Origin of the sequence: Phenylobacterium sp., from assembly GCF_036677185.1 — a bacterium.
In the GTDB taxonomy this organism is placed as follows: domain Bacteria; phylum Pseudomonadota; class Alphaproteobacteria; order Caulobacterales; family Caulobacteraceae; genus Phenylobacterium.
The window spans coordinates 34,698-55,166 of record NZ_JAKFEN010000044.1; the positions used below are offsets into that span (position 1 = coordinate 34,698).

A 20,469-nucleotide genomic window follows, 5' to 3' on the forward strand; every position below is an offset into this window, starting at 1 on the left:
GCTCAAGTCCTCTGGCCAGCAGACGGAATTAAGGCGCCCGTGACAAGCCGCCGCCGCCCGCTCTAACCTGCGCCATGCGTTGGATGTTCGCCGTGCTCGCCCTCGCGCCCCTGCCGGCCCTGGCCCAGGAGCGCAGCCCCGATCTGCATCAGACCCTGGCCGAGCTGGCCTATGTGTTGGGCGAGAGCCACGCTCTGCGACAGGCCTGTTCCGGGACCGGCGACCAATATTGGCGCAATCGGATGATCCGTCTGGTCGAGGCCGAACAGCCCGACGCCGGACTGGACCGCCAGATCAAGGAGGGCTTCAACGCGGGCTTCGTCGCCCGGCGCAGCGAGTTCCCACGCTGCGGCCCCGGGGTGAAGCGCGCTCAGGCCATGGTGGCCGGCCACGGGCGGGACCTCTCCGCGCGCCTGGCGCGCGCGAAGGTCGCCGTGCCGGTCGCCGAACCCCAGCCGTCGACGGACATGGCGGAGCCCGCCCGCCCGCGTTAAGCTTCGCCTCAGGTTCTCGGGGAGGTTGTCATGGAGCTTACCGCTTCACTCGTATTCTTGGTGCTGGCGCTGGTGATCCTGTTCGCCGCCATCAAGATCGTGCCCCAGGGACGGGAGTTCACCGTCGAGCGGTTCGGCCGTTACACCCGCACGCTGAAGCCCGGCATCGCCTTCCTGACTCCGTTCATCGAGGGGGTCGGCCGGCGGATGAACATGATGGAGCAGGTGCTCGACGTTCCCCAGCAGGAGGTCATCACCAAGGACAACGCCGTGGTGAAGGTCGACGGCATCGTCTTCATCCAGGTGATGGACGCCGCGGCCGCCGCCTATCGAGTGGACAACCTCAACTACGCCATCTCCCAGCTCTGCATGACCAATCTGCGCACCGTGGTCGGCTCCATGGAGTTGGACGAGGTGCTGTCGCAACGCGACCAGATCAACACCCGCCTGCTGCACGTGATCGACTCGGCCACCAGCCCGTGGGGCGTCAAGGTGGCGCGGATCGAGATCAAGGACCTGATGCCGCCGCCGGACATCACCAACGCCATGGCCCGCCAGATGAAGGCCGAGCGCGAGCGCCGGGCGGTCATCACCGAGGCGGACGGCGAGAAGTCCGCCGCCATCGCCCGCGCCGAGGGCGCCAAGCAAGCCGCGATCCTGGAGGCCGAGGGCCGCCGCGAAGCCGCCTATCGCGACGCCGAGGCTCGTGAGCGCGAGGCCGAGGCCGAGGCCAAGGCGACCACCATGGTGTCGGAGGCCATCGCCCGCGGCGACGTCAACGCCATCAACTATTTCGTCGCGCAGAAGTATGTCGAGGCCTTCGCCAAGCTGGCCGAAAGCCCGCACCAGAAGACCGTCATCGTGCCCGCCGAGATGTCAGCCCTGGTTGGCTCGCTGGCAGGGGTGGGCGAGCTGGTGAAGTTCATCAAGAGCGACGTCCCGCCGCCGCCGAGGCCCCCCGCGCCGCCGGCCGCGCGCCGCCCGGCGGTTCCGCCCACCGGAGCTTGAGGAGCATGGACATGTTCGCCCAGATCTACGCCGATCACGCGCTCTGGGTCTGGCTGGCCCTGGGCGCCGCGATCCTCGCCGTCGAGGTGGCCTTCGGTTCGGGCTGGCTGATGTGGCCCGCCGCCTCCGCCGCCGTCGTGGGACTGCTGAGCGGGGTGCTCGACACAGCCGCCCTGGAGATCGGCCTGTTCGCCGGGCTGACCATCGTCTCGACCCTGCTGGCGCGCAGGTTCTGGCCGTCGAAGACCGAGGAGGGTGGTGACATCAACGACAATGTCGCGCGCCTGGTCGGCCACCGCGGCAAGGCCGCCGCGCCCTTCGACGGGCGTTCGGGCCGGGTGCTCATCGACGGCAAGGAGTGGGCCGCCGAACTGGACGAGGGCGAGAGCCTCCCGGCAGGGGTCGACGTTGAGGTGATCGGCCTCAGCGGCGGATCGAGGCTTCGGGTTCGGATTGCTCGCTGATCTCTTCCAGGAAGGTCCGCAGCGAGCGCAAGAACGGCAGGGCCTGGCGGAACTCGTTGTCGGTGAAGCCCTCGCGCAGGGCGTCCATCTTCCACTTCATGTCGCGCAGGATCTGTTCGTAGACCTGGGCGCCGGTCCGGGTCAGGCGGACGCGCTTCTTGCGGCGGTCCTTCACGTCGGCCAGCACGCAGACGAGGCCGAGCGCCTCCATCTTTTGCAGGATGTTGGTGATCGCGCCCTTGGTCATCATCATCGCCTGGGCCAACTCCGCCGGAGTCTGGCCGTCGCCTGACCGGGTGAAATTCAGCAGCATCTCGAAATGGGCGTAGGTCACGCCGGGCGGCAGGTGGTCGGTGACCGCATGGCGCATCAGGTGCTCGATGATCCCGATCTCGTTGAACACGGCGACGTCGGGACGGTCTTTCAAGGCTGGTGGCATAGGCTCCCTCCAGTCGTTCAATCTTGAACTAGATGGGGCGTCGGGCCGCGAGGTCAAGATCACCCGCCGAACAATGTTCGATGGACGGCGTCATTCGACGCTCGGAGTGGTCCGATCAGGCGGGGAGGGCGTCCTTCAGGCCCTGGCGGGCCAGGGCGTCGGCGCGTTCGTTGAGCTCGTGGCCGTTGTGGCCCTTCACCCAGCGCCAGGCGACGTCATGGCGCAGGCGGGCGGTGTCGAGGCGCTTCCAGAGGTCGTCGTTCTTGACCGGCTTCTTGTCGGCGGTCATCCAGCCGCGCTTCTTCCAGGCGTGGATCCATTCCGAGATGCCCTTCATCACGTAGGTCGAGTCGGTGTGCAGCTCGACCTTGCAGGGCTTCTTCAGGGCCTCCAGCGCCTGGATGGCGGCCATCAGCTCCATGCGGTTGTTGGTGCTGGCGGGCTCGCCGCCGCAGATCTCGCGCACATGGGCGCCGGAGATCAGCACCGCACCCCAGCCGCCGGGGCCGGGATTCCCCGAGCAGGCGCCGTCGGTATAGATCACCACCTGGGGTGTCACGCGAGGTCTCCGAACAGCACCAGGTCCGGTGCGGAGCGGTGGACCGCCAGCTTGCGCTCGTATTCCAGCGGGTCCTTGGGCCTGACGAGGGCGCCGGCCGGGGTCGCCCCCCAGTCGTGCAGCCGCGTCAGGAAGAACCGCATGGCCGCCCCATGGGCCAGGACCGGCAGGGCCGCGCGCTCGGCGTCCGACAACGGCCGGCGGCTTTCGTAACCGCCGATCAGCGCGCGCGCGGAGGTAATGTTGAAGCTGCCGTCCGGCTCGAAGCACCAAGCGTTCAAGGCCACGGCGATATCGTAGGCGAGCGCATCGACGCAGGCGAAATAGAAGTCAATGGCGCCGGCGAACCGCCCGCCCTGGAAGAAGACGTTGTCGGGGAAGTAGTCCTCGTGGATCACGCCGGTTGGCAGACCCGCGGGCCAGTTCGCTGCGATGCGTTCCAGGTCGGCGCGGATCGTGGCGGCGAGACCGGGCTTCAGCGCCTCGGCGTCGCCCGCAAGCCCTTCGAACATTCCCGCCCAGGCCGCTTGGCCCAAGTCATTGCCACGCCGGCCCGGATAGCCCTCGGCCGCCTGGTGCAGCCAGGCCAGACCCGCACCTGCCTCGCGGCAGTGGGCGGCGGTGGGGCGGCGCACCGAAAGCCCCGGCAGAAAGCTGATGATGGCGGCGGGCTTGCCGCGCACGCGCTTGAGCGTCTCGCCCCTCCGGTCGGCAATGGGCGTGGCGCTGGGAAAACCGCGGTCTGCCAGCCAGTGCATGAGGCCCAGGAAGAAGGGAAGGTCCGCCTCGCGCACCCGCTTCTCGTAGATCGTCAGAAAGTAGCGCCCGACCTCGGTCTCCAGCAGGAAGTTGGAGTTCTCCACGCCCTCGGCCACGCCTTTCAGCGAGACGGGCGCGCCGAGGTCGAAGGCGGAGAGCAGCTCGGTGAGCTCCTCGTCGGTGATGTCGGTGTAGACGGCCATGCTGGCGCCGGGATGGGGGACGACGGGCGGGCGGTCAAGACGCCACGGACAGCTTCGTGTTAGATTGCCCGGGTTGGAGGCTCCCGATGATCGCATTGAAGCTTGAGCAGAGAGGGCCCGATGTCGTGGCCGTCTTTGACGACGAGACACGCGCCGCCCTCAAACTGGAGGTGGGTGACGTCATCCACATCGAGCGGACCCCGCACGGGGTCACGGCCACCGCCGAACTCGACATCGACCATGAAGTGCGGGCCGGCCGCGGCCGCGCCTTCCTGAAGCGCTACAACAAGACCTTCCAGGCCCTGGAGACCTAGGCGCTCAGCAGGCGCGGGAGCTTGAAGCTCACCGTCTCGCGTACGGTGTCGACGTCCTCGACCGTGACGTCGAAGGCCTCGCCCAGGCGGTCGATCAGGCCCTGGACCAGATCCTCCGGCGCGGAGGCGCCGGCGGTGACGCCCACGGCGGACACACCCTCCAGCCAGGCCAGGTCCAGGCCCGCGGCGTCGTCGATCAGATAGGCGGTCTGGGCGCCCGAGCGCCGCGCCACCTCGACCAGCCGCACGGAGTTGGACGAATTGGCCGAGCCCAGCACCAGCAGGACTTCGGCCTGGGCGGCCACAGCCTTGACCGCATCCTGGCGGTTGGTGGTGGCGTAGCAGATGTCTTCCTTGTGGGGCGCGGAGATCTCCGGGAAGCGTTCCTTCAACGCGGCCACGATCTCGGCCGTGTCGTCCACCGACAGGGTGGTCTGGGTGGCGAAGGCGACGTTGGCGGCGTTCTTCGGCGTATAGGTCCGGGCGTCCTCGACGGTCTCGATCAGGGTGACCGCCCCGTCGGGTAGCTGGCCCATGGTGCCGACGACCTCGGGATGGCCGGCATGGCCGATCAGCACGATCTCGCGGCCGGAGTCGAAGTGCCGTTGCGCCTCGACATGGACCTTGGAGACCAGGGGGCAGGTGGCGTCGAGATAGAGCATCTGGCGGCCCTTGGCCTCGGCGGGCACCGATTTGGGCACGCCATGGGCGGAGAACACCACCGGCCGGTCGGTCGGGCACTCCGACAATTCCTCCACGAACACCGCGCCCAGCGCCTTCAGCCGGTCGACCACGTGGCGGTTGTGGACGATCTCGTGGCGCACATAGACCGGGGCGCCGTACTTCTCGATGGCGCGCTCGACGATCTGGATGGCGCGGTCGACGCCCGCGCAAAACCCACGCGGCGTGGCCAGCAGGACCTTGAGCGGACGGCGAGGACGGGGCTCTTGCAACATGGCGACAAACTAGGGGCTCGCAGGCTTCGCCGCCAGCCGCGTTGCGGCCTCAATCGATAGCCATTAGTAGGGGACCGACCGCGGGGGCCGGAGACGGCCCTTAGCCCTTCATGTTTGGACGACCCCCAATGCGCCGTTCCCTTCTGCTCGCCGCCGGCCTCTCCCTGGTCGTCACCGCGGTTCCCGAGCTTGCCGCCGCCCAGCGCCGCCCCAGCGACCAGGAGCGCCAGGAGCAGGAGGCCGCCAAGAAGAAGAAGCGCCAGAGCGAATGGAGCGACGTCCAGGCGCCGCTGCCGGCCCTGCGCAACGCCGGACCCTGCCCCTATGTGAAGGTGCTCTACGACGCCGCGCGCTATGTGGAGTTCAAGGACAACCGCGAAGCCTCGGCCAATGTCGCCTATTCGGGCGAGATCCAGGGCATCTCGGCCGGCTGCCAGTACAAGGACAGCGATCCCATCAAGGTGACGATGGAAGTGCTGTTCGAGCTGGGCAAGGGTCCCCAGGCGACCGCCGACACCAAGACCTACCGCTACTGGGTGGCGGTGACCAAACGCAACGACAGCGTCATCACCAAGCAGTACTTCGATCTGCCGGTGAAGTTCTCCGAGGGCCAGGATCGGATCTACGCCACCGAGGAGATCGGCCAGATCACCATCCCGCGCGCCACGGCCACCACCAGCGGCGGCAATTTCGAGATCCTGGTCGGCTTCGACGTGACGCCGCAGATGGCCGCCTTCAACCGGGACGGCAAGCGCTTCCGGGTGAACGCCGGCCAGGCCACGGTCGCGGGCGCCGCCGAACCTCGATGAGCGATCTGAAACGGGGCCTCAGCGAAGCGGTCGGGACCGCCTTCGCCGCGGCGGGACTGCCGGCCGAGCTCGGCCGCGTGACGCCGTCCGACCGGCCCGACCTCGCCGACTTCCAATGCAACGGCGCCCTGCCGGCCGCCAAGCGCGCCGGGCGCAATCCGCGTGAGGTGGCCGCCGAGGTCGCCGCGGGCCTGGCGGGCGATGCGCGTCTGGCCGGGGTGGAGATCGCCGGGCCGGGCTTCATCAACCTCAAGCTCAGCAACGCGGCCCTGTCGCAGCGGGCCCGGGAGATCGCCGCCGATCCGCGCCTGGGCGCCGAGCCGGTGGCCGCGCCGCGCAGGGTCCTGGTCGACTACGGCGGGCCCAATGTCGCCAAGCCGATGCATGTGGGCCACCTGCGGGCCTCGATCATCGGCGAATCGATCAAGCGCCTCTACCGGTTCCGGGGCGACACCGTGGTGGGCGACGCCCATTTCGGCGACTGGGGCTATCAGATGGGCCTGCTGATCGGGGCGGTCACCGACGAAAAGCCCGCCGTGAAGCAGGCGGTCGACGCGCTCAACGCCGGCGAGGCTGTCGAGGCGCAGGCGGTCGCGACGTTCGAACGCGAGGTCAGCCTAGCCGACCTGGACCGGCTCTATCCGGAGGCCGCCGCGCGCGGCAAGTCGGAGCCGGACTATCGGGATCGCGCCCGCAAGCTCACCGCCGAACTGCAAGCCCGCAGGCCGGGCCACTTCGCCCTGTGGCGGCACTTCGCCAAGGTCACCCAGGTGGCGCTGGAACGCGATTTCCACGCGCTGGGCGTCGATTTCGACCTCTGGAAGGGCGAGAGCGACGTCGACCAGCTGATCGCCCCCATGGTCGAGGAACTGGACGCCAAGGGCCTGCTGGTCGACGATCAGGGCGCGCGGATCATCCGGGTGACCCGCCAGGGCGACAAGCGCGAGCTGCCGCCGCTGCTGGTGGTCTCCTCGGAGGGCTCGGCCATGTACGGCACCACCGACCTGGCCACCATCGTCGACCGCAATCAGACCTTCGGCCCCGACCACGTGCTCTATGTGGTCGACCAGCGCCAGGCCGACCATTTCGAGATCGTCTTCCGCGCCGCCCAGATCGCCGGCTACGCGGCCGAGGGGCAGCTGGAGCACGTCGGCTTCGGCACCATGAACGGGACCGACGGCAAGCCCTTCAAGACCCGCGAGGGCGGGGTGCTGAAGCTGAACGACATGATCGTCATGACCCGCGACAAGGCCCGCGAGCGCCTGCACGAGGCGGGGCTCGGCGCCGAGCTCGATCCCGAGGCCTTCGAGGAGACCGCCCACAAGGTGGCGGTGGCGGCGCTCAAGTTCGCCGACCTGCAGAACTTCCGCGGCACGTCCTATGTCTTCGACCTGGACCGCTTCTCCAGTTTCGAGGGCAAGACCGGGCCCTATCTGCTCTATCAAGCGGTGCGGGTGAAATCGATCCTGCGCCGCGCGGCCGACGAAGGCGTGGACGCCGGCGAGATCGCCATCTCCGAGCCCGCGGAGCGCGACCTGGTCCTGTTGCTGGACGCCTTCGACCAGGCCCTGGCCGACGCCTATGACAAGAAGGCCCCGAACTTCCTGGCCGAGCACGCCTACAAGCTGGCCCAGACCTTCTCGAAGTTCTACGCGGCCTGCCCGATCATGACCGCCGAGCCGACGGTGCGGGCCTCGCGCCTGGCGCTGGCTCAGACGACGCTGCGCCAGCTGGAGCGGGCGCTGGATCTGCTGGGGATCGAAGCGCCCGACCGGATGTAGGCCCGCGCGCGACTTGGCGCATTGACTTGGGCGCCCTGTTCGAACAGGTTCCGCCTCGACTCTCGCGGGAGAGATCGGGCCCTTCGGGGCCCGGAGCCGAAGGCGCAACCGCCCCGGAAACGCTCAGGCAAAAGGACCGCGCAGAGCTGATGAACGCTGGAAAGTAGGCGCTCCCGTTCGAGGGCGCTCGCCGAAGGAGCAGGGGGTCTTCCAGTTCGCGGAAGGCTCTAAATCTCTCAGGCATCAGGGACAGCGGGGGCGCATGCGTTGCGGGAAGCCTTTCCGTGCGCGCGCGAAATCATCAGCCGGAGTCCAAGCGTGTCCGACGAGACCCTGAAGACCACACCGCTCAACGCCGCGCATGTCGCCGCCGGCGCGCGGATGGTGCCCTTCGCAGGCTACTCCATGCCCGTGCAGTACAGGGACGGGGTGCTGAAGGAGCATCTCTGGACTCGCGAGAACGCGGGCCTGTTCGACGTCTCGCACATGGGCCAGGCCCGCCTGCGCGGGGTCTCGCCGCTCTCGGCCTTCGAGGAGGTCACCCCCGGCGATTTCATCGGGCTGAAGCCCGGCAAGCAGCGCTATTCCGTCCTGCTCAACAAGACGGGCGGGATCATCGACGACCTGATGGCCGCCCGGCCAGTTGCTCCTGATGGGAGTGGCGACGACGGCCTGTTCGTGGTGGTCAACGGCGCCTGCAAGGACAACGATTTCAAGGTCATCGACAACGAGCTGGCCGGCCAGGTGCGGATCGATCGCCTGGAGGACCGGGCGCTGATGGCGCTGCAGGGGCCCAAGGCCGCCGAGGTGCTGGCGTCCCATGCGCCCCAGGCTGCGAAGATGGTCTTCATGGACTCGGCCTCGTTCGAGGCCTTCGGGACCGACGTCATCGTCTCACGCTCGGGCTACACCGGCGAAGACGGCTACGAGATCTCGGTCCCGGCCGCCGAGGCCGAGCGGGTCTGGAACCTGCTGTGCGCCGACGAGCGGGTCCGGCCCATCGGCCTGGGCGCCCGCGACAGCCTTCGCCTGGAGGCCGGCCTGCCGCTCTACGGCCACGACGTCGACGAGACCGTCAGTCCCATCGAGGCGGACCTCGCCTTCTCCGTTTCCAAGAAGCGCCGCGACGCTCGCGACTTCCCGGGCGCGACCCGCATCGCCAAGGAACTGGCCGAGGGGGTGAGCCGCAAGCGCGTTGGCCTCACCGTGCTGGAAGGCGCCCCGGCCCGCGAGGGCGCCGAGATCGCCGACGAGGCCGGGAATGTGGTCGGAGTCGTCACCTCGGGCGGGTTCTCGCCCTCGCTCGGCAAGCCCATCGCCATGGGCTTCGTGCCCCCCGCGCTCGCGGCCGCCGGCACGAAGCTCAAGGTCATCGTCCGGGGCAAGCCGCAGGCCGCGGAAGTCACCACCATGCCCTTCGTTCCCCACCGCTATATCCGCAAGCTCTGAGAAGGACCGCCCAGATGCGCTTCACCAAGGACCATGAATGGGTCGTCCTCGAGGGCGACGTAGCCACGATCGGCATCACCGCCTACGCCGCAGACCAGCTTGGCGATGTGGTGTTCGTCGAGACCCCCGAGGCCGGCAAGACCGTGAAGGCCGGCGACGGCCTGGCGGTGGTCGAGAGCGTCAAGGCCGCCTCCGACGTCTACGCCCCGATCTCCGGCCAGGTGGTCGAGGGTAACGCAGCCCTGGGCGACGCGCCCGAGACCGTCAACGATCAGCCCGAAAAGGCCGGCTGGTTCGCCAAGATCAAGGTCGCCGACAAGGCCGAGTACGAGGCCCTGATGGACCGCGCCGCCTACGAAGACTTCCTGGGGACCCTGTAAGACCCATGCGCTATCTCCCGCTTACCCCCGCCGACCGCGCCGAGATGCTGGGCGTCATAGGCGTCGGATCGATCGATGATCTGTTCGCCGACGTGCCCGCCGCCGCCCGCAAGGCCGACCTGTTCGACCTGCCGCTGCACGCCGGTGAGCTGGAAGTGGAGCGGGAGCTTTCGGCGCTTGCGGCCATGAATCGGCCGGCGGGGGCGGGACCATTTTTCTGCGGGGCGGGCGCCTATCGCCACCACGTGCCGGCCACGGTCGACCACGTGATCCAGCGTTCGGAATTCCTCACCAGCTACACGCCCTACCAGCCCGAGATCGCCCAGGGGACCTTGCAGGTCCTGTTCGAATTCCAGACCCAGGTCGCCGCCTTGACCGGCCTCGAGGTCGCCAACGCCTCGATGTACGACGGCTCCACGGCCTGCGCAGAGGCGGTGATGATGGCCCAGCGGGTCACCCGCCGGAAGAAGGCCGTGGTCTCCGGCGGCCTGCATCCCCACTACGCCGCCACCACCCAGACCATCGCCCATGCCGAGGGCATGGACATCACCCGCCTGCCGGCCGCCATCGACGCCGAAGCCGCGGTGATCGAGGCCATCGACGCCGAGACCGCCTGCGTCGTGGTCCAGACCCCCAACGTGTTCGGCGTGGTCACCGACGTGACGAAGATCGCCGAGGCGGCCCATGCCGCCGGGGCCCTGCTGATCGTGGTCACCACCGAGACCGTGTCGTTCGGCCTGCTGAAGTCGCCCGGCGAAATGGGCGCCGACATCGCCGTGGCCGAGGGCCAGTCAATCGGCAACGGCCTGAACTTCGGCGGCCCCTATGTCGGCCTCTTCGCTTGCCGGGAGAAGCTGGTCCGCCAGATGCCCGGCCGCCTGTGCGGCGAGACGGTGGACGCCGAGGGGCGGCGCGGATTCGTGCTGACCCTGTCGACCCGCGAACAGCACATCCGCCGCGAGAAGGCGACGTCCAACATCTGCACCAATTCGGGCCTCTGCGCGCTGGCCTTCACCATCCACCTCTCGCTGCTGGGCGAGCGGGGCCTGCGCGAGCTGGCCGAACTGAACCACTCCAAGGCCCGCGAGCTGCGCGACGTCCTGGCCAAGGTCGCGGGCGTCGAGATCCTGACGCCGCGGTTCTTCAACGAGTTCGCGATCCGGCTGAAGGGCGACGCCGCGGCTGTGGTCGAGACCCTGCTGGCCGACGGAATCGTGGCCGGCGTGCCGTTCTCGCGCCTCGCGCCTGAGGCCGGCATGGACGACGTCCTGCTGGTCGCGGCCACCGAAACCACCACCACGAAGGACATCGCCGCCTTCGCTGACGCCCTCGCCCGGAGGATCGGCCAATGACCATGCTCAATGTGGGCCGCCCCACCCGTCCGGAAACCGTCGTCGAGACCTCGCACCCGTCCCTGACCGGCGGGCGCGGCCTGTTGCAGGACGAGGCCCTGATCTTCGAGATGGGCGGCTGGGACAAGACCGGCGTCGACCTCGCCCCCGCCGAGCACGACGCTTCGGACCTGGGCGACCTGGTGCGCGCCGCGCCCATCGGCCTGCCGGGGCTCTCGGAGCCAGAGGCCATGCGCCACTACGTCCGGCTCTCCCAGAAGAACCACGCCATCGACCTGGCGCTCTATCCGCTGGGCTCGTGCACCATGAAGCACAACCCGCGGCTCAACGAGAAGATGGCGCGGCTGGCCGGCTTCGGCGACCTGCATCCGCTAAGCCCGCAGTCCACGGTGCAAGGCGCCCTGGCCCTGATCGACCGCCTGGCCCATTGGCTGAAGACCCTCACCGGCATGCCCGCCGTGGCCATGTCGCCCAAGGCCGGCGCCCACGGCGAGCTCTGCGGCCTTCTGACCATCAAGGCGGCGCATGAGGCCAACGGCCAGGGGCATCGCCGCACCGTCCTGGTGCCCACCTCGGCCCACGGCACCAACCCGGCCACCGCGGCCTTCGTCGGCTATTCGGTGGTGGAGATCGCCCAGACCGACGACGGCCGGGTGGATATCGCCGACCTGGCGGCCAAGCTCTCGCCCGACGTGGCGGCGATCATGGTCACCAATCCCAACACCTGCGGTCTGTTCGAGCGCGACGTGATCGAGATCGGCCGCCTGACCCACGAGGCGGGCGCCTATTTCTACTGCGACGGGGCCAATTTCAACGCCATCGTCGGTCGGGTGCGTCCCGGCGACCTGGGCGTCGACGCCATGCACATCAACCTGCACAAGACCTTCTCCACGCCCCACGGCGGCGGCGGGCCGGGCGCGGGCCCGGTGGTGCTGTCGGCGGCCCTGGCGCCCTTCGCGCCGGCCCCCTGGGTGGTCTCCAGCGACGAGGGCTTCATGCTGGTCGAGGAGGCCGAGGGCGAAGCCGCCCAGGCCTTCGGCCGCATGAGCGCCTTCCATGGCCAGATGGGCATGTTCGTCCGCGCCTACGCCTACATGCTGAGTCACGGCTCCGACGGCCTGCGCCAGGTGGCCGAGGACGCGGTGCTGAACGCCAACTACATCAAGGCCAAGCTGTCGGCGGTGATGACCCCGGCCTTCCCGGACGGCCCGTGCATGCACGAGGCCCTGTTCGACGACGCCTGGCTGGAGGGCACCGACGTCACTACCCTCGACTTCGCCAAGGCGATGATCGACGAAGGCTTCCACCCCATGACCATGTATTTCCCGCTGGTCGTACACGGGGCGATGCTGATCGAACCGACCGAGACGGAGTCCAAGCAGGAGCTCGACCGCTTCTGCCACGCCCTGGTCCTGCTGGCCCAGGCGGCCAAGGCGGGGGACGTCGACCGCTTCAAGGGGGCGCCCTACCTCGCGCCCCTGCGGCGGCTGGACGAGACCCTGGCGGCCCGGAAACCGCGGTTGACGTGGAAACCCGAGCTTGCAGGTGTGTCTCCGGCGCCGATTGCAGCCGAATAGCATCGAATGGACGAAATTTAACTGCAGGGTCGTCTTTACGACTCCCTAGTACGTTCTCATATCGCAGTAAGCCCGACCGCCGGTCCTCCCCAAGAACGGCGCGCGGGCGCTACACCCAGGTTGAACGTACGTGTCCTACGCCATGCCCAGCATGCGCGCTCATCGCGCGCCCGACGACGCCAACCGCGAATTCGCGGCGCGACTCGTGCGCGCTGGGTTCGTGGTCCTGGGCGCCTTGATCGTCCTGATCGGCGTGCTGATCGCCCCGATCCCGGGTCCTGGCGGCATCCCGGTCATCGTGGTCGGGCTGATGGTCATCCTGCGCAACTCGTTCAAGGCGCGGCGCCATTTCGTGCGCCTGCATCACGCCCATCCGCGGGTGATCTCGCCGCTGCGCCGCCTGCTGCGGCGCCGGCGGCCCCAGTCCGCCCCGGCCGAATAGCCCAATCAAAAACGGCGGACCGCAGGGCCCGCCGTTTCATTGTCGGTTCGTGGCGAGACCTATTGCAGCTTGGTCGCCAGCTGCTTGATCGCGCCGTCGACCAGCGGATCACTGGACGCGCCGGCCAGCCGCTTGACCAGGACGTCCTCGGCCATCTGGGCGGCGAACTCGGCGGCGGCGGCCTTGACCTCGGCCGCGGCCTGGGCCTCGGCGTTGGCGATCTTGCGTTCGGCCAGGGCGCCGCGGCGCTTGATCTGTTCGGCGAGATTGGCCTGGGCTTCGGTCGCCATGCGCTTGGCGTCTTCCTGGGCGTTGGCCAGCATCTCGGCCGCGGCCTTCTCGGCCTCGTCGCGCTGGCGCTTGATGTCGTCCAGCAGCGCCTGGGCTTCCTTGCGCAGGGCGGCGGCTTCGTCGAGTTGCGCCTGGACCTTGGCCCCGGCGTCGCCGAGCGCTTTCCAGGCGAACTTGTGGACCCCGGCGGCGACCAGGATGCCGAGGAAGACGACGAGGGCGACGCCGACCCAGAAGTGCGTGTCGAGCAGCAGTTCCATCGTCTATCCCTTCGCCACGGCGGCCAGTTCGGCCGGGGTGGCGGCCTTGCCGGTTAGCTTCGCCACGATCGCCTGGGCGGTTTCGCGCCCGATGGTGGCGACATTGGCCATGGCCGCGTCACGGGCCTTGGCGATACGCGCCTCGGCCTCGGAGGCGATGACCGCCAGCTTGGCTTCTTCCTCGGCGAGGCGAGCGGCGATCTCGGCCTGGCCCTTGGCCCGAGCGTCGGCCGCCACCTTCCGCGCCCGGGCGTGGGCCTGGGTGGTTTCGGCCGCGGCGGTCTGGGCCTGGGTATCGGCCTCGTCCTTCATGCGGCGAGCGTCGGCGATGTCGCCGGCGATCTTGCCGTCCCGCGCCTCGATGGTTCCGCCCAGCTTCGGCGTCGCGAAGAAGCGCATGAACGCCATCACGACGAAGAACATGATCAGGAACCAGGCGATCTGCCCGGGCCACTGGGAGAAGTCGAACTGCGGCAGGCCGCTGGACTCGTGTCCGCCGGCCGCACCTTCGTGAGCGCCCGCGGCCCCGGCCTCGTGGCCGGGCGCGGCGGGCTCGTGGCCCGTCGCGGCAGCGTCTTCGTGAGATTGCATCGCCATGGGGCGCTCGGTCGCAGGCTTAGGCGAACAGGATGATCAGCGAGACCACGAAGGCGAACAGGCCCATGGTTTCGGTCAGGGCCATGCCCAGGAACAGCATGGTTTGCTGGCTGGCGGCGGCGGCCGGGTTACGGATCGCGGCTTGCAGGTAGTTGCCGAACAGGGTGCCCAGGCCGATACCGGCCCCGATCATGCCCGAGGTGGCGAGGCCAGCGCCGATAAGCTTCGCGGCTTCAGCTTCCATTTGAATAGTCCTCTTGAGAAGTAGCTTGGGTTAGTGGCCGTGACCGAAGTTCACGACCTCGTTGAGATAGACGGTGGCCAGCGCGGTGAACACGAAGGCCTGGAGAACGGCGACCACCAGCTCGAGGCCGGTCAGGCCGACGATCATGGCGAACGACAGGACACTGGGGACGATGGCCAGGGCGGCGATCCCGCCCGACAAGGCGACGAGGCCCAGCGCCACCACGAAGGAGCCGAACAGGCTCATCACGACGTGGCCGCCCAGCATGTTGCCGAACAGTCGCATGGCCAGGGTCACCGGGCGCACGAAGTAGGAGATCATCTCGATGGGAGCCATCAGGATGGCGCCGATGACGCCCATGCCCGAGGGGAAGAACAGGCCCAGGAACTTCGGGCCGTGCTTGATGAAGCCCAGGAAGAAGACGCTGAAGAAGGTCAGGACGGCGAGCGTCGCGGTGACCGCCAGCTGTGAAGTGACCGTGAAGGTGAGCGACAGGCCGCCCAGATTTCCGATCGCCAGCAGCACGCCCATCAGGTTCAGGACCAGGATGACCGTGAAGAGGGTGAAGAGGTAGGGGATATAGGCCCGGCCGCCGGGGCCGATGATCGGCGTGACCAGCACGCGGTCGACGATGTTGTAGAGGGCCTCGGCCAGGGCCTGGCCACGGTTCGGCACCAGTTGGCCCCGCGCGGTCAGCGCGAAGAAGGCGATGAGGATCAGCGCGCCGGCGATCATGCTGGCCACCGAATTGGTGATCGACATGTCGAAGGTCAGACCGCCGATGGTGAACACGGGTCCCTGGACGATCTTCTGGACCAGGAACTGGTGCATCGGTTCAATGGCAGGCTGTTCCACCAGTACGGTCCTCAATCCTCGTCTTTGTCGTCGGCGACGACGGGCAGCGGCCCGGCCTTCGCCATCGCGTCTTTGGTCGTTCGCGTCGCGGTTCGCACCGCCACGAAAATGGAAAGCCCCGAACCGATCAGCAGGCCGCCGACCAGCCCGAATGGGGCCGTGCCGGCGTAGCGATCGATGAGCCAGCCGAGGCCGACTCCCATGAGCACCCCACCCACCACTTCACCGATGAAGCGGTAACCCTGCGCCATCGCCCGGTGCGTTTCGCCGCTGGCCTTGCGGGCCTGCGCCGACTCGGCCGCTTCGAGGCGCGATTCGAGACTAGGCGTCTCGGATTTCGTCTCGTCCGTCCTGGGCATACGTCGGAAGGCCTTTCGACCGCGACGTTCGCCGCCACGGCGGGGGCTTTAGGTCGCGCGGAACCTATAGACGCGGTTGCAGTGCGTCAAGGTTGCGAGACCAGTTATTAACCAACTGATTTATATAGCGATTTCGGCGCGCTAAACGGCGAATGCACCGGGGTGCGCTATTGCGCCGCCATGGCCTCGGCCTGGCGCAGGTCGACCGAGACCAATTGGGAAACCCCGCGCTCGGCCATGGTGACGCCGAACAGCCGGTCCATGCGCGCCATGGTCACCGGATTGTGGGTGATGGCGATGAACCGCGTCTGGGTCCGGCGGCGCATCTCGTCCAGCAGATTGCAGAACCGGTCGACATTGGCGTCGTCCAGCGGGGCGTCCACCTCGTCCAGCACGCAGATCGGCGCGGGCTGGGCCAGGAACACCGCGAAGATCAGGGCCGCGGCCGTCAGGGCCTGCTCACCGCCGCTCATCAGGCTCATGGTGGCCATGCGCTTGCCGGGCGGGCAGGCGTAGATCTCCAGCCCGGCCTCCAGCGGATCGTCGGACTCCACCAGGCGCAGCTCGGCCTGGCCGCCCTCGAACAGGGCCTGGAAGAGCGTCTTGAAATGCTCGTTGATCACCTCGAAAGCGGAGAGCAGACGCTCGCGGCCCTCGCCGTTCAACTCGTCGATCCCCTGGCGCAGGCGCGCGATGGCGCCGGTCAGGTCGGCGCGCTCGGTCTGCATGGTCTCCAGGCGGGCGGCGTGCTCGACGGCCTCTTCCTCGGCGCGCAGGTTCACCGGACCGATGGCGTCGCGCTGGCGCTCCAGATTGTAGAGGTGGGCCTCCATGCCGCCCGGCTCGGCGGGGATGGCCACCGCGTCGTCGGCCAGCTTGCGGCCGAGCTGCTCGGGCTCGATGCGGGCGGTCTCGCGGATCTGGCCGGTGACCTCCGCCAGTCGTTCGCTGGCGCCCTCGAGGCGGGCGTCGAGGGAGGCGCGCAGTTCGCGGGCCTGGGACGAGGCGGCGTCGGCGGCGCGCACCGCGCGGTCGGCCTCGGCCCGGGCGCCCTCGGCATGGGCGAGCGCGTCGGAGGACTGCGCCCGGCGCGCCTCGGCCTGGGACAGTTCGTCCAGCAGGGTCTGAAGGCGCGCCTGGTGGGTGGCCGGCGCTTCGTGGGCCTTGTCGAGCTTCCCCTGGGCTCCGGCGCGGGCCTCGACCAGGTGCTCCAGGCGCTTGGCGGCGGCCTGGCCGCGGCGGGTCCAGTCATCGGAATCGCGGCGCAAGTGCTCCAGCCGGCGGGCGCGGCCGTCGCGCTCGCGGATCTCGATCTCCAAGGCCGAGCGGGCGGCGGCGGCGGCCTCGCGGGCGGGACCTGCGGCGGCGCGGGCCTGGGCCAGGCGGGCCGGAAGGTCGCCCACGGCGGTGTCTTCCGCCGACTCGCCCACGGCTACTCTCAAGATGGATTCGGCGTCGGCGAGCTCGGCCTCGAAGCGGCCGATGACGTCGTCCAGGGACTGGGCATGGGCCTCGCGCCGGGCGGCCTCGCGGTCGAGCTTCTCGACGGCGGCGCGGGCGGCGGAGACCTTCTGTTCGGCGGCCGGCGGCTCGCGGCGCGCGGCGCGCAGCGCGTCCTCGGCGGTGCGGACGCGGGCGGTGGCGGCGGTCAGGGCGTCCTTGGCCAGCTTGGCCTTGGGCGAGATGACCTCGATCTCGGCCTCCACCTCGGTCAGCCGGGTTTTCTGCTCCATCCGCACGGCGGCGGGCTTCGGCGCGTCGGCGCGGGCGGTGAAGCCGTCCCAGCGCCAGAGGTCGCCCTCGCGGGAGACCAGCCGGCAGCCGGGGGCGAGCAGGTCTTGCAGCCGGTCGCCGTCGTCGCGGGAGACCAGGGCCGTGAAGGCCAGGCGCGCGGCGAGGACCGCGGGGGCCTTGACCAGCGGGGCCAGGGGCTGGGCGCCGTTCGGCCAGGCCGGAGCGGCGGCGTCGCGTCCGCCCCAGAAGGCCGGGGCCTTGGGATCCAGCGCCGCGTCCAAGTCGTCGCCGAGGGCGGCGGCCAGCGCCTTCTCATAGCCGCGATCGGGAGCGACTTCGTCCAGGGCCGGGGTGAAGCCGCCGCGGCGCTGCTGGGCGACGATCTGGGCCAGGGCCCGGGCCTCGGCGGTCAGGCGGCCGAGCTGTTCATCCTGCTTGCGGGCTGCGTCGCGCAGCTCGTTCTCGGCGGCGGCGGCGGTGCTGCGCTCCTCCTCGGCGGCCTCCAGGGCGGCGCGGACGGCGGTGAGCGTGGCTTCGGCGCGCTCCAGCTCGGCGCGCGCCTGGGCGGTCTGCGGATTGACCGCCGGGCCGAGCTGCTCGCGCTCGGTCCTGGCCTGGTCGAGGGCGCGGCGGGTGCGCGACACGCGATTGGTGGCTTCGTCGACGCGGGCGGCGCCGGCGCGGCGGCGGGCCTCGTCCGCGGCGGCCTGGGTGGCCAGCTCTTCCACCGTCTCGTCGGCGGCGACACGGGCCTCGTCAGCCTCGCGGGCGGCGGCTTCCAGCTCGGTCGAACGGTCCGGGGCCGCGGCGATGGCGGCCTCGAGCGCCTGCAGGTCGTCGGCCATGCGCTTGCGCGCGACGTCGGCGTCCTCGACGATCTGGGTCTCGCGCGCGCAGTCGGCGTCGATGCGGCCGACCTCGCCGACCAGCCGCTCGACTTCGGCGGCGATGGCCTCGCCCTCGCGGTCAAGGCGGTCCTTGTCGATGGCCAGGCGGTGCAGGATGGCGGCGGCCACGGTCTCGGCCTCGCGCAGGGGGGCGATGGCCTCCTCGGCCTTGGCGGCGGCCGTGGTGGCGTTCGCCGCCTGGCGGGCGGTCTCCTCCACGGCGCGGGCGGCGTCGGCGGCCTCGGTCGCCAGCCGCTCGGCCGCGCCCTTGGCCTCGGCCCAGCGGGAATAGAGCACCGCGCCCTGCAGCGACCGGATCTCGGCCGACAGCTTCTTGTAGCGCTCGGCCTGGCGCGCCTCGCGCCTCAGGCGGTTGAGCGCGCTCTCCAGTTCATTGGCGACGTCGTCCAGCCGCGAAAGGTTGGTCTCGGCGGCGCGCAGGCGCAATTCGGCCTCATGGCGACGGGAGTGCAGCCCCGAGACCCCCGCGGCTTCTTCCAGGATCAGCCGGCGGTTCTGCGGCTTGGCGGCGATCAGCTCGGAGATCTGGCCCTGGCGCACCAGGGCCGGGGAGTTGGAGCCGGTCGAGGCGTCGGCGAACAGCAGCTGCACGTCGCGGGCGCGCACCTCACGGCCGTTGATCCTGTAGGTCGACCCCGCGCCGCGATCGATACGACGGACCACCTCCAACACCGGGGTGTCGTTGAAGGCCGGCGGCGCCTTGCGGTCGGCGTTGTCGATGGTCAGCGTCACCTCGGCGTGGTTGCGCGAGGCGCGGTCGCCGGAGCCGGCGAAGATCACATCGTCCATGCCGCCGGCCCGCATGGCCTTGGCGGAATTGGCGCCCATAACCCAGCGCAGGGCCTCCAGCAGGTTGGACTTGCCGCAGCCGTTCGGCCCGACGATCCCCGTGACCCCAGGCTCGATCCGGAACTCCGTCGGTTCGACGAAGGACTTGAACCCGGAGAGACGGAGGCGCTGGAAATGCAGTTCGGCCTCCTATTTCGCGGCTGTCTTGGCGGCCGAGGCCACGGCGGCGTCCAGGTCGGAGAGGGTCATGGCCGCCTCGGCGACCTTCTTGCCGTTGAAGTAGAAGGTGGGGGTGCCCTTGATCGCGCCCTCCTCGGCGTTCTTGCCCGCCCGGGCCTGCATGGCCTCGAAGCCGGCCTGGTCGCCGACGCAGGCGACGAACTGGGCCTCGGTCAGGCCGCCGGCCTTGGCCGCGGCCACCAGGTTGGCCCGCGCGTCCTGGGTGCGCAGCATCTCGGGGAAGCCACGGAACGCCGCATCGACGACCTTGAAATAGTTCTCCGCCCCGGCGCAGCGGGCGGTCATGAAGCCCGCGGCGGCCACGTTTGCCGGCTCAGTCAGCACTTCGCGCAGGGTGTAGTGGACCTTGCCGGTGTCGATGTACTTCTTCTTGAAGTGCGGGAAGATCTCGTTGTTGAACGCCGCGCAGTGGACGCAGCTCAACGAGGCGTACTCGACCATCTTCACCGGCGCCTTGGGATCGCCCAGGCTCATATCGCCCGCCGGCGGCGCGCCGGCCGCCGGACCCGCCGCAAGCGCCAGCGCGGCCAGGGCGGCGGCGATCAGGGTGCGGCGGGCGGGCGTGTTCATCCGGGCTCCTACTTCGAGGCCGCCGCGACGGCGGCGTCCAGCTCGGCCAGGCTCATCTCGCCTTCCTTCACCACCTTGCCGTTGACGACGAAGGTGGGGGTGGCGCTGATCTTCTGCTCGCGGGCGGACTTGGTGACCCGGTCGTCCAGGGCCTTCAGCGCCGCCTCGTCCGAGACGCAGGCGTTGAACTGCTGCTCGTTCATGCCGGCCGACTGGGCCACGCGCAGCAGGCTGCCGCGCATGTCGCCGGTGGTGAACATCTCCTGCTGGGCGGCGAACACCGAGTCGACGACGCCGAAATACTTATCCTTGCCGGCGCAGCGGGCCATCAGGAAGCCGGCGGCGGCCACCTCGGCGGGCGGGGTCAGGAACTCCTTGAAGGTGTAGTGGACCTTGCCGGTGTCGATGTACTTCTTCTTGAATTCGGGGAAGACCTCGGCGTTGAACTTGGCGCAGTGGCTGCAGGTCAGGGAAGCGTATTCGACCAGCTTCACCGGGGCCTTGGGATCGCCCAGGGTCATGTCGTCGGTGCTCGCGGTTCCGGCGGGCTTGGAGCAGCCGGCCAGGGCCAGCGCTCCCAGCGCGGCGACGACGAGCAGACGACGGTTCAAGTTCAGCATGAGACCCTCAGAATTC

Annotated in this window: 23 protein-coding genes and 1 riboswitch; of the genes, 11 read left to right on the forward strand and 12 right to left on the reverse strand. The window is 69.4% G+C overall.

What is annotated here, in order from left to right; genetic code table 11:
- Positions 1-83 precede the first annotated feature (83 nt).
- From V6M51_RS23095 to V6M51_RS23105, 3 genes are read left to right on the forward strand one after another with little or no spacing between them, the layout of a single operon-like run.
- Positions 84-494, forward strand: coding sequence for a TIGR02301 family protein (locus V6M51_RS23095; RefSeq protein WP_442957878.1), 411 nt, complete (start codon positions 84-86; stop codon positions 492-494).
- A 30-nt stretch (positions 495-524) separates the two neighbouring features.
- Positions 525-1,502, forward strand: coding sequence for an SPFH domain-containing protein (locus tag V6M51_RS23100; RefSeq protein ID WP_332770583.1), 978 nt, complete (start codon positions 525-527; stop codon positions 1,500-1,502).
- 11 nt (positions 1,503-1,513) lie between these two features.
- On the forward strand, positions 1,514-1,966 hold the full coding sequence (locus V6M51_RS23105) for an NfeD family protein (protein ID WP_332770584.1): 453 nt from the start codon (positions 1,514-1,516) through the stop codon (positions 1,964-1,966).
- On the opposite strand, the gene V6M51_RS23110 is transcribed toward V6M51_RS23105, so the two are convergent.
- The 3 genes from V6M51_RS23110 to thrB all read right to left on the reverse strand — a co-directional run bounded on the left by V6M51_RS23110 (position 1,926) and on the right by thrB (position 3,926).
- Positions 1,926-2,393, reverse strand: coding sequence for a MarR family winged helix-turn-helix transcriptional regulator (locus tag V6M51_RS23110; protein WP_332770585.1), 468 nt, complete (start codon positions 2,391-2,393; stop codon positions 1,926-1,928). The two genes, V6M51_RS23105 and V6M51_RS23110, sit on opposite strands and share 41 nt — an antisense overlap.
- A 127-nt stretch (positions 2,394-2,520) precedes the next feature.
- Entirely contained in the window at positions 2,521-2,964 is a 444-nt protein-coding gene (gene rnhA, locus V6M51_RS23115) for a ribonuclease HI (RefSeq protein ID WP_332770586.1), read from the reverse strand.
- The gene (gene thrB, locus V6M51_RS23120) at positions 2,961-3,926 is read right to left on the reverse strand and encodes a homoserine kinase (RefSeq protein WP_332770587.1); all 966 of its coding nucleotides are present in this window, start codon (positions 3,924-3,926) and stop codon (positions 2,961-2,963) included. Before thrB ends, rnhA begins: the two co-directional genes overlap by 4 nt.
- 86 nt (positions 3,927-4,012) lie before the next feature.
- Between thrB and V6M51_RS23125 the strand changes: the two genes are divergently transcribed.
- Entirely contained in the window at positions 4,013-4,240 is a 228-nt protein-coding gene (locus V6M51_RS23125; protein ID WP_332770588.1) for a hypothetical protein, read from the forward strand.
- On the opposite strand, the gene ispH is transcribed toward V6M51_RS23125, so the two are convergent.
- Positions 4,237-5,196 carry a 4-hydroxy-3-methylbut-2-enyl diphosphate reductase gene (ispH, locus tag V6M51_RS23130; RefSeq protein ID WP_332770589.1) on the reverse strand — a complete coding sequence of 320 codons (960 nt, stop codon included), beginning with the start codon at positions 5,194-5,196 and terminating at the stop codon, positions 4,237-4,239. The two genes, V6M51_RS23125 and ispH, sit on opposite strands and share 4 nt — an antisense overlap.
- Before the next feature lie 128 nt (positions 5,197-5,324).
- Here ispH and V6M51_RS23135 point away from each other — a divergent pair, with 128 nt between their 5' ends.
- The 7 genes from V6M51_RS23135 (at position 5,325) to V6M51_RS23165 (ending at position 12,986) form a co-directional block, all read left to right on the forward strand.
- The gene (locus V6M51_RS23135; protein WP_332770590.1) at positions 5,325-6,005 is read left to right on the forward strand and encodes a Tat pathway signal sequence domain protein; all 681 of its coding nucleotides are present in this window, start codon (positions 5,325-5,327) and stop codon (positions 6,003-6,005) included.
- Positions 6,002-7,786: an arginine--tRNA ligase gene (gene argS, locus V6M51_RS23140; protein ID WP_332770591.1), complete on the forward strand. Its 1,785-nt coding sequence runs from the start codon at positions 6,002-6,004 to the stop codon at positions 7,784-7,786. The genes V6M51_RS23135 and argS overlap by 4 nt, the downstream gene beginning before the upstream one ends.
- Before the next feature lie 55 nt (positions 7,787-7,841).
- Positions 7,842-7,935, forward strand: a riboswitch (glycine riboswitch).
- Between the two features lie 151 nt (positions 7,936-8,086).
- On the forward strand, positions 8,087-9,235 hold the full coding sequence (gene gcvT / locus V6M51_RS23145; RefSeq protein WP_442957879.1) for a glycine cleavage system aminomethyltransferase GcvT: 1,149 nt from the start codon (positions 8,087-8,089) through the stop codon (positions 9,233-9,235).
- Positions 9,236-9,249: 14 nt separating this feature from the next.
- Entirely contained in the window at positions 9,250-9,615 is a 366-nt protein-coding gene (gene gcvH / locus V6M51_RS23150) for a glycine cleavage system protein GcvH (protein ID WP_332770593.1), read from the forward strand.
- Between the two features lie 5 nt (positions 9,616-9,620).
- Positions 9,621-10,967: an aminomethyl-transferring glycine dehydrogenase subunit GcvPA gene (gene gcvPA / locus V6M51_RS23155; protein WP_332770594.1), complete on the forward strand. Its 1,347-nt coding sequence runs from the start codon at positions 9,621-9,623 to the stop codon at positions 10,965-10,967.
- On the forward strand, positions 10,964-12,544 hold the full coding sequence (gcvPB, locus tag V6M51_RS23160; protein ID WP_332770595.1) for an aminomethyl-transferring glycine dehydrogenase subunit GcvPB: 1,581 nt from the start codon (positions 10,964-10,966) through the stop codon (positions 12,542-12,544). Before gcvPA ends, gcvPB begins: the two co-directional genes overlap by 4 nt.
- A 130-nt stretch (positions 12,545-12,674) precedes the next feature.
- On the forward strand, positions 12,675-12,986 hold the full coding sequence (locus V6M51_RS23165; protein WP_332770596.1) for a PGPGW domain-containing protein: 312 nt from the start codon (positions 12,675-12,677) through the stop codon (positions 12,984-12,986).
- 59 nt (positions 12,987-13,045) lie between these two features.
- Here V6M51_RS23165 and V6M51_RS23170 read toward each other — a convergent pair whose 3' ends face one another.
- From V6M51_RS23170 to V6M51_RS23205, 8 genes are all read right to left on the reverse strand, one after another.
- On the reverse strand, positions 13,046-13,537 hold the full coding sequence (locus tag V6M51_RS23170; RefSeq protein WP_332770597.1) for a F0F1 ATP synthase subunit B family protein: 492 nt from the start codon (positions 13,535-13,537) through the stop codon (positions 13,046-13,048).
- 3 nt (positions 13,538-13,540) lie between these two features.
- Entirely contained in the window at positions 13,541-14,134 is a 594-nt protein-coding gene (locus V6M51_RS23175; protein ID WP_332770598.1) for a F0F1 ATP synthase subunit B family protein, read from the reverse strand.
- 19 nt (positions 14,135-14,153) lie between these two features.
- Positions 14,154-14,378, reverse strand: a complete 225-nt coding sequence (locus V6M51_RS23180; protein WP_254834544.1) for a F0F1 ATP synthase subunit C — start codon at positions 14,376-14,378, stop codon at positions 14,154-14,156.
- A gap of 30 nt (positions 14,379-14,408) precedes the next feature.
- Positions 14,409-15,233 (reverse strand): F0F1 ATP synthase subunit A, encoded by an 825-nt coding sequence (locus tag V6M51_RS23185; protein WP_332770599.1) that lies wholly within the window; start codon positions 15,231-15,233, stop codon positions 14,409-14,411.
- An 11-nt stretch (positions 15,234-15,244) separates the two neighbouring features.
- Complete coding sequence (locus V6M51_RS23190; RefSeq protein WP_332770600.1) at positions 15,245-15,592, reverse strand: AtpZ/AtpI family protein; 348 nt, start codon at positions 15,590-15,592, stop codon at positions 15,245-15,247.
- Positions 15,593-15,759: 167 nt separating this feature from the next.
- Entirely contained in the window at positions 15,760-19,203 is a 3,444-nt protein-coding gene (gene smc / locus V6M51_RS23195; RefSeq protein ID WP_332770718.1) for a chromosome segregation protein SMC, read from the reverse strand.
- 9 nt (positions 19,204-19,212) lie between these two features.
- Positions 19,213-19,833, reverse strand: coding sequence for a thioredoxin domain-containing protein (locus V6M51_RS23200; protein ID WP_332770601.1), 621 nt, complete (start codon positions 19,831-19,833; stop codon positions 19,213-19,215).
- Between the two features lie 8 nt (positions 19,834-19,841).
- Positions 19,842-20,453, reverse strand: a complete 612-nt coding sequence (locus V6M51_RS23205; protein WP_332770602.1) for a DsbA family protein — start codon at positions 20,451-20,453, stop codon at positions 19,842-19,844.
- Between the last annotated feature and the right edge of the window lie 16 nt (positions 20,454-20,469).